Annotated in this window: 11 protein-coding genes; 9 read left to right on the top strand and 2 right to left on the bottom strand. The window is 45.6% G+C overall.

Annotation, left to right across the window (positions count from 1 at the left end):
• The first annotated feature begins 258 nt into the window (after positions 1-258).
• Genes D7Y06_RS04255 through D7Y06_RS04225 form a run of 7 tightly spaced genes read left to right on the top strand, consistent with a single transcriptional unit; the run spans position 259 to position 8,467 of the window.
• Complete coding sequence (locus tag D7Y06_RS04255) at positions 259-1,260, top strand: leucine-rich repeat protein (protein ID WP_120406587.1); 1,002 nt, start codon at positions 259-261, stop codon at positions 1,258-1,260.
• 10 nt (positions 1,261-1,270) lie between these two features.
• On the top strand, positions 1,271-2,752 hold the full coding sequence (locus tag D7Y06_RS04250) for a sodium-dependent transporter (RefSeq protein ID WP_120406586.1): 1,482 nt from the start codon (positions 1,271-1,273) through the stop codon (positions 2,750-2,752).
• A 2-nt stretch (positions 2,753-2,754) separates the two neighbouring features.
• Positions 2,755-4,065: a vWA domain-containing protein gene (locus tag D7Y06_RS04245; protein ID WP_120406585.1), complete on the top strand. Its 1,311-nt coding sequence runs from the start codon at positions 2,755-2,757 to the stop codon at positions 4,063-4,065.
• Positions 4,055-5,572 (top strand): AAA family ATPase, encoded by a 1,518-nt coding sequence (locus D7Y06_RS04240; protein WP_120406584.1) that lies wholly within the window; start codon positions 4,055-4,057, stop codon positions 5,570-5,572. Before D7Y06_RS04245 ends, D7Y06_RS04240 begins: the two co-directional genes overlap by 11 nt.
• Positions 5,573-5,588: 16 nt before the next feature.
• Positions 5,589-6,614, top strand: a complete 1,026-nt coding sequence (locus tag D7Y06_RS04235; RefSeq protein WP_120406583.1) for an aldo/keto reductase — start codon at positions 5,589-5,591, stop codon at positions 6,612-6,614.
• Between the two features lie 59 nt (positions 6,615-6,673).
• Positions 6,674-7,597, top strand: coding sequence for a DUF4474 domain-containing protein (locus D7Y06_RS04230; protein ID WP_120406582.1), 924 nt, complete (start codon positions 6,674-6,676; stop codon positions 7,595-7,597).
• A 12-nt stretch (positions 7,598-7,609) separates the two neighbouring features.
• Entirely contained in the window at positions 7,610-8,467 is an 858-nt protein-coding gene (locus D7Y06_RS04225; RefSeq protein WP_120406581.1) for a metallophosphoesterase family protein, read from the top strand.
• 183 nt (positions 8,468-8,650) lie between these two features.
• Here the strand turns inward: D7Y06_RS04225 and D7Y06_RS04220 are convergent, their stop codons facing one another.
• The gene (locus tag D7Y06_RS04220; RefSeq protein WP_120406580.1) at positions 8,651-8,977 is read right to left on the bottom strand and encodes a LytTR family DNA-binding domain-containing protein; all 327 of its coding nucleotides are present in this window, start codon (positions 8,975-8,977) and stop codon (positions 8,651-8,653) included.
• A 45-nt stretch (positions 8,978-9,022) separates the two neighbouring features.
• Positions 9,023-9,217: a DUF6608 family protein gene (locus tag D7Y06_RS28525; protein WP_442970376.1), complete on the bottom strand. Its 195-nt coding sequence runs from the start codon at positions 9,215-9,217 to the stop codon at positions 9,023-9,025.
• A 153-nt stretch (positions 9,218-9,370) separates the two neighbouring features.
• Here D7Y06_RS28525 and D7Y06_RS04215 point away from each other — a divergent pair, with 153 nt between their 5' ends.
• Both D7Y06_RS04215 and D7Y06_RS04210 read left to right on the top strand, forming a co-directional pair.
• A complete protein-coding gene (locus tag D7Y06_RS04215) occupies positions 9,371-9,826 on the top strand; it encodes a helix-turn-helix domain-containing protein (RefSeq protein WP_120406579.1) in 456 nt (151 codons plus the stop codon).
• Positions 9,810-10,262, top strand: a complete 453-nt coding sequence (locus D7Y06_RS04210) for a septum formation initiator family protein (RefSeq protein ID WP_120406578.1) — start codon at positions 9,810-9,812, stop codon at positions 10,260-10,262. The genes D7Y06_RS04215 and D7Y06_RS04210 overlap by 17 nt, the downstream gene beginning before the upstream one ends.
• Positions 10,263-10,277: the final 15 nt, after the last annotated feature.

Below are 10,277 nucleotides of genomic sequence, written 5' to 3'. Positions count from 1 at the left end.
AAAAGTGGCATATCCCCAATAAATTCAAGGGATTCTGCCACTTTGTTTTTCTGTAACTGTCGAAGATGGGATTATAATATAGAAATGAAAAGCATTCAATACTAAAAAACGATAAATTAATATATAGTATTTAGTATAAAATAGCTATATTTAGCGGAATCAGGGGAAAAACCAGGATTTTCAAGTAAGTTTTTCAAAGGAATTGTTCTGTATCTTTTGGAAAATGTAGTGTATAATGTGAGAGGAAAGGGTAAGAAAATGAGGGAAAGAAATCAGTGTCAAATACTTTGGAGGAAAAATCAAAGATGCATGGGGGAAATTCTCAGGGTCTATGCTTCCGGCGGAATCATAGAAATTCCGGGTACTTTAGAGGGGGTTCAGGTAGACGCCATTGCGCCCTACTGTTTTTCCAGTGCCAGGCATATCCCAGAGGGAAATCACTCTCTCACCTGGGGAGAGAAGGAATTTGCCGGGGAAAATCAGGACGGGCTTTTTGGGGAGTTAAAAGAATTTTCCGGGAATCTGGTGGAGGAAGTGGTTTTGCCGGATACCCTTACGGAGATTGGGGCCAGCGCCTTTTACAACTGCAAAAAATTAAGGCGTCTTACCTTTGGGCCCTCCCTTCGGGGGGTGGGAAGCGACGCATTTATGAATGCACAGGATTTTCATGAGATTATCCTTACCTGCGGCCCTGGGGATAAAACCGGGCTAAAGCAGATTTTAGCCCAGATTTCTTCTGATATGGAAGTGAAATTTCAGGGGAAAGAGGGCAGGAAAGCGGTGCTGGTTTACCCGGAATACTATGAGAGCTATGACGAAATTGCACCGGCCCATCTCTTTGGAAGAAGTATTACCGGTGAGGGATTCCGGGCGAGGCAGGGATTTCGGGAAGGTTGTGTGGATTTTGCCGCATATGACGGAGTGTTTTCCCAGGCCTGTGTGGAAGAATCTGAGCAGACCCTTATGAAGATGGCGCTAAACAGACTGATGTATCCCTTTGCCCTGGGGGAAGTGAGCGCCCTTTTGTACCGGGAGTATCTTATGGGACATATCACAAATCTCACAAGGGATAAGATTGAAAAAAGGGAATTGAAAACATTAGTTTTTCTCTGTGAGCAGGGGCTGCTTTCCGGCAGGGAATTAAAGCAGGCAGCCCGGTATGCCTCAGAGCTTGGATGGGCGGAAGGGACGGCAAAACTTATGGAGTTTCATTCCGGGGAGAAAGATGCCTGGGACGAATATGAATTTGAGGAATTTTAAGGAGAGTGCAATGAGAGAAAGAGAAACTTTTGGTACAAGGCTTGGGTTTATTCTTGTATCTGTGGGCTGTGCCGTGGGACTGGGAAACGTGTGGAAATTTCCCTATATCTGCGGGAGGAACGGCGGAGCCTTTTTTATTTTGATTTACTTAATATTTTTGGGAATTCTTGGTTTTCCCATTATGGTCTGCGAATTTTCTGTGGGAAGGGGGAGCAGAAAAAGCTGTGCCACTTCTTTTGGGAAACTGCAGCCGGAGGGGAGAAAATGGCATCGGTTCGGATATTTTGGAATGGTGGGAAATTATCTTTTGATGATGTTTTACACTGTGGTGGCCGGCTGGATGCTCTCCTATTGTTTCCGCTGCCTTGCAGGGGAATTTACAGGGCAGGCTCTGTCGGTGGAGCAGGTGGCGGAAAAGTTTGACATGCTGAAAAATTCCACCGGAACCCTTATATTCTGGACAGTTGTTGTGGTGTTTTTATCCTTTGGCATCTGCTCTTTGGGAGTGAGAAACGGAGTGGAAAAGATTACCAAAGTTATGATGATATGTCTCCTGGGGCTGATTTTTATTTTGGCGGTTCATTCCCTGTTTTTGCCGGGAGCCATGGAGGGGGTAAAATTTTATCTGATACCTGATTTGGAAAAGGTGAAAAAAATTGGGGTGGGAAACGTGATTTTTGACGCTATGTCCCAGGCGTTTTTTACTTTAAGCGTGGGAATCGGCTCCATGGCAATTTTCGGCAGTTATATGGACAAGGGGCGTTCCCTGACAGGGGAGAGTATCACCATTACACTTCTGGATACTTTTGTTGCCCTGATGGCGGGACTGATTATTATCCCCGCCTGCTTTTCCTTTGGCATTGAGCCAGGAGCCGGCCCTTCCCTGATTTTTATCACCCTCCCTAATATTTTTAACCAGATGGCAGGAGGAAGGGTCTGGGGCACCTTGTTTTTCCTTTTTATGTCCTTTGCGGCCCTTTCTACCGTGACGGCGGTGTATGAAAATATTATTTCTTTTGCCATAGATTTGTGGAACTGGGAGCGGAAAAAGGCGGTGGTGATAAACATTATCGCCATGGTAATTTTGTCCATGCCCTGTGTTCTGGGCTTTCACCTTCTCTCCGGCATCCGTCCTTTGGGGGAGGGCACCAATATTATGGACATGGAAGATTTTCTTGTGTCCAGCAATTTTCTGCCCTTGGGGGCACTAGTGTATCTCCTGTTCTGCACCACAAAAGGAGGATGGGGATGGGACAATTTTATCCGGGAAGCCAACACAGGGGAAGGGATGAAATTTCCGGAGAAGATGAGAGGGTATATGACGTATGTACTCCCAGCGATTGTGGTGGTTATCTATGTGAAGGGGTACTGGGATATGTTTTCCCATAAGGGATGGAAATATTTCCTGGCCTGGATGGCTGTGGCTGCCATTTTCCTTTTCGTAGTGGGATGGTTTGTCTTCGGGGGCAGGAAAAAGAGTGGGAAGGAGTGACTATGGCCCATGAAATGACCCAGACAGAGTGGGAACGGATGATGTGTGAAAAAGTGTTTCATTTTGTCAGGAAAGAATTGTATCTGGATATGCGGTATTTAAAAATTGCCCTCTGCGCCTTAAAGCCCAAGGCGGTGGAGGGGTTAAACACTTTAGCCTGTGACGGGGTGAATCTCTGTTATGCCCCGGGGCAGGTGTTAAGGGTGTTTGAAGAAAACTCCCTTTTTTTAAACAGGGCCTATTTACATACGGTGCTCCACTGTATTTACCGCCATCTTTGGCTTCGGGGGAGCCGGGATAAAAAGCTGTGGAACCTTTCCTGCGACATTGTGGCGGAATACACCATAGATTCTATGGAGTGCCCTTCCACAAAGCGGATTTTAAGTTTTTTGCGCCGGGATTTGTACGGGGAACTGAAAAGCGGGGGGAAAGGAATTTCCGGGGCGGTGGTTTACGGGGCGCTGAAAAATAAATCCCCGAAGGAACTTAAGGCCCTTGCCAGGGAATTTTATACCGATGACCACAGGTTTTGGGACAGGGGGGATAAAGAAAATATGTCTCCCATGGCAAGCCAGGCAAGGGATAACTGGGATAAAATCGCAAGGCAGACACTTATGGAGCAGAACCGGAAAGGGGATAAGGCAAAATCCGGGGAAGAATTTTTCTTATCCCAGGTAAAGGCGGCAAAGGGCCGCAGGACATACGGGGATTTTTTAAAAAAGTTTTCCCTGTGGCAGGAGGAAATGCGCTGTGATGAGGATGCCTTTGATTTGGGATTTTACGCCTACGGCCTTAGGGTCTACGGAAATATGCCCCTGGTGGAGCCAATGGAGACACGGGAGGCAAAAAAGATACGGGAGATTGTGATTGTGGTGGATACCAGCTATTCCACCAGGGGGGAGCTGATAGAAGGATTTCTGCGGGAGACCTTTCAGATTTTATCCCAGAGGGACAGCTTTTTTGCAAGGAGCCGGATTCGGGTGCTCCAGTGTGACGAGAGGGTCCAGCGGGATACTTTGATTCAAAGCCAGGAGGATTTTAAGGCGCTGCTTTCCGATTTTTCCATTCAAGGGGGGGGCTCTACGGATTTTCGCCCGGCCTTTTCCTATGTGGAGGAGTTAAGGCGTCAGGGGGAGATTTTAAATCTTGGGGGGCTTTTATATTTTACCGACGGAAAAGGAATTTACCCGGAAAAAAAGACGGATTACAAAACAGCCTTTTTATTCCTGGATGACTTTGAGGAGGAGAAAGTGCCCTCCTGGGCCATGAGATTACAGTTAGATTCGGAGGAATTTTTAAGTTATGAACATTAAGCAGGCAAAAGAGGAGATTAAAAATACGGTTTTGGCCTATCTTTTAAAAGATGGGACGGGGGAGTATAAAATTCCTGTCATCCGCCAGCGGCCCATTTTGCTCATAGGCCCGCCGGGAATCGGAAAAACCCAGATTATGGAACAGATTGCCAGGGAGTGTAAAATTGCCCTGGTGTCCTATACTATGACCCACCACACCAGGCAGAGCGCAGTGGGGCTGCCCTTTATCAGACAGGAGGAGTTTTCAGGGAAAGAATACTCCGTGACAGAGTATACCATGAGTGAAATTATCGCCAGCATCTACAGGAAAATGAAAGACAGCGGGCTCTCCCAAGGAATTTTGTTTTTAGATGAGATAAACTGCGTTTCCGAAACATTGGCCCCTGCCATGCTGCAGTTTCTCCAGTGCAAAACCTTTGGAGGCCATGGGGTTCCCAGTGGGTGGATTATTGTGGCGGCGGGAAATCCCCCGGAGTACAATAAGTCCGTAAAAGAGTTTGACCTGGTAACCCTGGACAGAATACGCTATATCTCTTTGGAGGAAGACTACTCTGTATGGCGGGAATACGCCAGGGAAAAAAGGGTGCACCCGGCAATTTTAGGCTACTTAGAGCTCCGTTCCAAAAATTTTTACCGGATAGAGGCGGATGTGGAGGGAATGCAGTATGTCACCGCAAGGGGATGGGAGGATTTCAGCAGCCTTTTGTATGTGTACGACAGCCTGGGCCTTACTGTGGATGAAGAAATTGTCTATGAATATCTCCACCACAGGGACGTGGCGGAGGATGTGGCGGCCTATGTGGATTTGTACCGGAAATATGAGGATGATTACGGCATAGAGGATATTTTAAAGGGAAAAGTAAGGGCAAACCTGTATGCCAGAATTGACAGGGCGGCTTTTGATGAAAGACTTACGGTGGTAAATCTTTTGCTTGACGGTCTGATGCAGTTTTTTTATAAATTTGGGGAAGAGAAAAAACTTGCAGAGGAATATTATGTTTTTTTAAAGAAATACAGGGAAGAACTGGATGTTTTAAGGAAGATGGTTTCTTTCGGGGAAGCCTTTCTGCCGGGGACGCTTTACGAGAAACTCACAAAAGAATGGGAGGATCTGTACCGGAAAGAAGAACTGGCAGGTTTACATACGGCAAAGGAAAATTTTCTCCACAAAAAGCTTTCCGGGATGATAAAAACTCATGCCCCGTCAGATTCCGTGGGGGAGGGCAGATTGGCTTTTGAGGAGGCAAAGGCAGGATTTGACAACCAGAGAGAAAAACTGGAAGATGCAAAATCTAAAGCGGGGCAGGCACTAGAATACGCCTTTGATTTCGTTGAGGAAGTCTTTTTAAGAGGGGAGGAAATGTCGGTGTTTGTCACAGAGCTTACCCTGGCGAAACCTGCGGCGGAATTTTTGCTGGAATATGAATGTAAAAGATATCAGACCTACAGCAGGGAACTTTTGACGGGAAGGGAAAAGGGAGAACTTTTAAGGGAAATAAAAAGATAAAATCAGGAGGGAGATTATGAGACAGATTACATTGGGTATTACAGGAATCACCACATGCCAGAATGCATTTGGGGCTCTGCCTATCCAGAGGGTTTCCATGGAGGAGGCGGTTAAGATTCTCCGAAAGGCATATGAGGGGGGCATGACTTTTTTTGACACGGCAAGGGCTTACAGCGACAGCGAGGAGAAGGTGGGGGAAGCTTTTGAGGGGTTGGGAGATAAAATTTTTATCGCCACAAAGACTATGGCAAAGACCCCGGAGGAATTTTGGAAACAGCTTGAGACATCCCTTAAAAACCTGAGACGGGAATCGATTGATATCTATCAGTTTCACTGTGTCTCCCAGTGCTACCGCCCAGGGGATGGCACGGGGATGTATGAGTGTATGCAGGAAGCAAAGGCCCAGGGGAAAATCCGCCATATCGGCGTGACGGCCCACAAGCTTTCCGTTGCAGAGGAATGTGTAAAGTCAGGATTGTATGAGACACTGCAGTTCCCCTTTAGCTACCTTTCTTCCGAAAAAGAAGTGGCATTGGTGAATTCCTGTAAAGAGGCAGGAATGGGCTTTATCGCCATGAAGGCCCTGGCGGGAGGGCTGATTCACGACTCCAAAGCAGCAATGGGGTATATTTCCCAGTTTGACAATGTGCTGCCTATCTGGGGGGTGCAGAGAATGGAGGAACTTTTGGAGTGGCTTGCCTTTATGGAGGAAACGCCGGAGTACACAGAAGAGATACGGGAGTATGTAGAGAAGGAGCGGGAGGATTTGGCAGGGGAATTCTGCCGGGGCTGCGGCTACTGTATGCCCTGTCCTGCAGGAATCCAAATCAACAACTGTGCCAGAATGTCCCTGATGTTAAGGCGGGCCCCCTCAAAGGCATGGCTCACGGAGGAAATGCAGGGGGAGATGAAAAAAATTGAAAACTGCCTAAACTGCGGGCAGTGCAGGAAAAGATGCCCCTATGAGCTCAATACCCCGGAGCTTTTAAAGAAGAATTATGAGGACTATAAGAGAGTCCTTGCGGGGGAAGTTACAGTATAAGAGTTCCCAAACAGCTTCATTTGCATAAAATATAGAAAAATGTAAATGGAGCTGTTTTTATGTATTATTTTATCGGATGCCTTCTGGTTATCGCAGTTATTTTCTTTATTTTTTTCCATCATCGAAAGAAAGTTATCTGTAAAAAACTGGATTGTATGTCAATGGAGGAAAAATGTGAGATACTCTGTCCTCTGATTGAACCTTTTGGCTACTGTTACCACCCATCCCAGGACATATTTTCCACCACGGTGGATGCGCCCCAGCGGATGTTTGGTTATACGGCGCTGTTTGACCGCTACGCCTCCCAGTTTAATATGGCCATTGACTGTATGCCGGTGTATTTTGACTATGAAGAGTGCACATGGATGATTGAATTCTGGAAAGGCCAGTATGGAATTAACGTGGGATGCGAAGTGGGGATTTATAAGGCACAGGGCCTTGTGTCCGTCCTGGGGCGAAAAACCGCACTGTTTCACAGCGTAGAGGACCATGAGATGATGCCAATGTCCATCAGGCTTTTCAGGGGGAATACAGAGATTGCCCATCTCCACAAAAACCACTGGTGGCTCACCGCATTTCAGATGGGAAGTTACTGTGAGCCGGAGGAACTGTGGGTGGAAGCGGGCATTACCTTCCCCAATTATGACATGCTTACCGCTTTTGTGCATGCATTGGAGGAGCAGGGGCATGGGGAGTACTGTGTCTGCGGGCTGCAGATTCAAATCAGGTTTGACTATTGTTCCACCTGCTTTTTGAAAGGGCTTCAAAGATTTTTCTTCCGCTTCTGCCAGTGGAGGAACCGGATACTCTGCCGTCTCTTTTTGTGGGTGACAAATCCGTTGTGCCTTGGGATAGACCGGCTTTTGTGCCTGTTTTTCTATCTCCCGGGAGTGTTCCGCCGCATTTGTAAGAATAAGAAGAGAAAGAAATGCTGTAAGAAATGCTGCAGGAAATGCAAGAAAAAACATCACTGTAAGATATAGGGAGGAAGAGCCATGAAAACAGGCTGTGAGAAGAGATTGGAGAAAAGTTTTAGAAAGGCACCTGTGATCCCTTTGCACTCCCATTCTAAAGTTGTGCTGATCAGTGACTGCCACAGGGGAACCGGGAATTCCAATGACAATTTTTTAAAGAACCAGCACCTGTATTATGCAGCCCTGCAGTACTATTATTCCAGGGGATTTACCTATATTGAAATGGGGGATGGGGATGAATTGTGGGAAAACCGGAGTCTTTCCACTATCCGGGAAATCCACAGTGATGTTTTCTGGCAGCTTTCCCTTTTTGAAAAGGAACACAGGCTTTATATGCTCTATGGAAACCATGACCATGTTATGAAAAACAGCAGTGACACTTACCATGAGGGGATAATTTTAAAAATGTGCGGCTGTGCACAGGAGGATAAAAATGCCTGTCCTAAACTTCACTGCCTGGAGTTTTATCTTACCCATGGCCATCAGGCGGAGCTGTTAAACTCTACTTTGTGGAGGCTGTCCCGCTTTCTTGTCCGGTATCTCTGGAAGCCATTGGAGCAGCTTGGGGTTTTAGACCCCACCAGCGCTGCAAAAAACTACCACCGGAGAAGAAAAAGCGAGATGCGGCTTTCCTCCTGGGCGGTGAAAAATAACTGTTATCTCATTACCGGGCATACCCACAGGCCCATGCTTGGAGATGAAAACACCCGCTATTTTAACACGGGAAGCTGTGTGCATCCACGGTGCATTACCTGTCTGGAGATAGAGAATGCCTCGATATGCCTGGTGAAATGGTGGGTGGAAGTAAAAAGGGATAACTCCCTTTTTGTGGCAAGGGAAGTCCTTGCAGGGCCTATTTCTTTCTATGAGCTGGGATAACATATGATATGGAAAGCTGCCCGGGGTAATAACCGCATAAGACGAATTATTGCCCTTGCTTTATCTCCTGTAAACATTTGTTTGCGTTCCGGATTTTCATAAAGAATGAAACGCAGTACAGGATTGCTCCTATGATATAGGGAATGGTAAAAATTTCACACACAGTTGGTAAAAAAAATTATATCAATCAGCTTCATAGTGCACCTCCCTGACGTGCTGCAGCGTTTCAAAAATTGATTTTTTGTAACCCCGGTTTAAAATCAGGAGTTCACCGTTATCCAGGCGGAGTTTTAAATGCATATTTAAATCTGCCTGGATTTTGTCTATTTTATACATATTTACAGCCATAGACTTCCCAATCTGCACAAATCCGCTGGCAGAAAATAAATCTAAAAAACTGCGAAGGGTATACTCTAACTGGCAGACCTCTTTTTCCTGGTAATGCTGTTGAAAGAACAGAAAAAATCTCTTATGGTTCCTATGGCTTCGTTTTCCTCCCGACAGCAACATCCACACAATCTTTCTGTAAAGCGGGATTTTTCCAATATTGTATTTTCACTTGTAAACTCCTGTCTGTTGTCTTTTTCTAATAATTTTTGAGGGCACATACCCGATTGCAGCAGCTCCTGCCAAGCAAAATGTATAGTTTAGGAATATATCGGAAAAAGCGGACTGTGCCAAGGGCTCCCTGATATAAAGTTTTCCTATATGAAAATATATGAAAACAATTAATAAAATATGAAAAAGTATAATATAGCATGAAAATGAAATAAGATAAGTGAAAACATATAAAAATAAATGAACATCAATGTATTTAAAAGAAAACTAATGTAAATTTTATAAATTAAGGCTTTACATAAGAAAATAAATGAAATATAATGAAGGGAAAAGGAGGATGCCAAGATGCTGGAGCAGAAGTTGTATACCGTGGCAGACGTGGCGGAACTGACAGGGCTCACCAGCCGGACTATCCGTAATTATCTGAAAGACGGCACATTGCGGGGAAGAAAAATTGGCGTCCAATGGCGTTTCACAGAGGATGATATTAACCGGCTTTTTTCGGAAGTGGATGCAAAGGGGGAGAAGATTTTAAAGCCCGAAGACATCATTTCCGAATTTTTAAAGCCGGAAACAAGGCGGCAGGCCATGTGCTGCCTTGCCTGGGATATTCCTTTTGGTGAAAACGAGGAAGAACACATTATTAGCAAAGTAAAGAAAATTTTGTCAGCAAAAAAGGATATGGATTTTGCCTGGGAAGTAATGAGAGAACAGCAGGTTCTTCGTGTTGCAGCTTTGGGGACATTGGACAAAATGGAGGAATTTGCAGTGAGGATGAGAGAAATTGAACAGAGGAAATAGTTTGGGGAATGAACAGGCGGATTTTGTGGCGGAGCAGTTCCTAAGCTATTGTGAAAATAAGAAGCGGAAAGAGCGGCAGAGAAGGCTGGCATATATCGAACATAAAAAGGACATGCAGGAGAGCCGCCGTATTGTGGCGGGATTATCCCTGCTGCTTTCGGTGATGATTGTATTATGCGTTGCCATAGTATCTTTGAATATGCAGAATATGCAAAAAAAAGAGCAGGTTGCCCTTTTGGAGGAGCGGGTTTTAGCTGCAAAAGAGGAGACAAAAGAGGCAAGGAAACGGCTGGCGGGAATGACGGATTACAAATGGGTGGAAAAAGAGGCAAGAAAGCTGGGGATGTCTAGGGTGACGCCGGATAAGATTTATTATTATACCGTGGAAGCGGATGATTTTATGGTTCAGTACCAGGATGTGCCGAAGCCGGATTAAAAGGAAAGGAATGTA

Source organism: Roseburia sp. 1XD42-69, assembly GCF_003612565.1.
Lineage (GTDB): Bacteria > Bacillota > Clostridia > Lachnospirales > Lachnospiraceae > Roseburia_B.
This window is presented reverse-complemented; position numbering and strand designations above follow the sequence as displayed.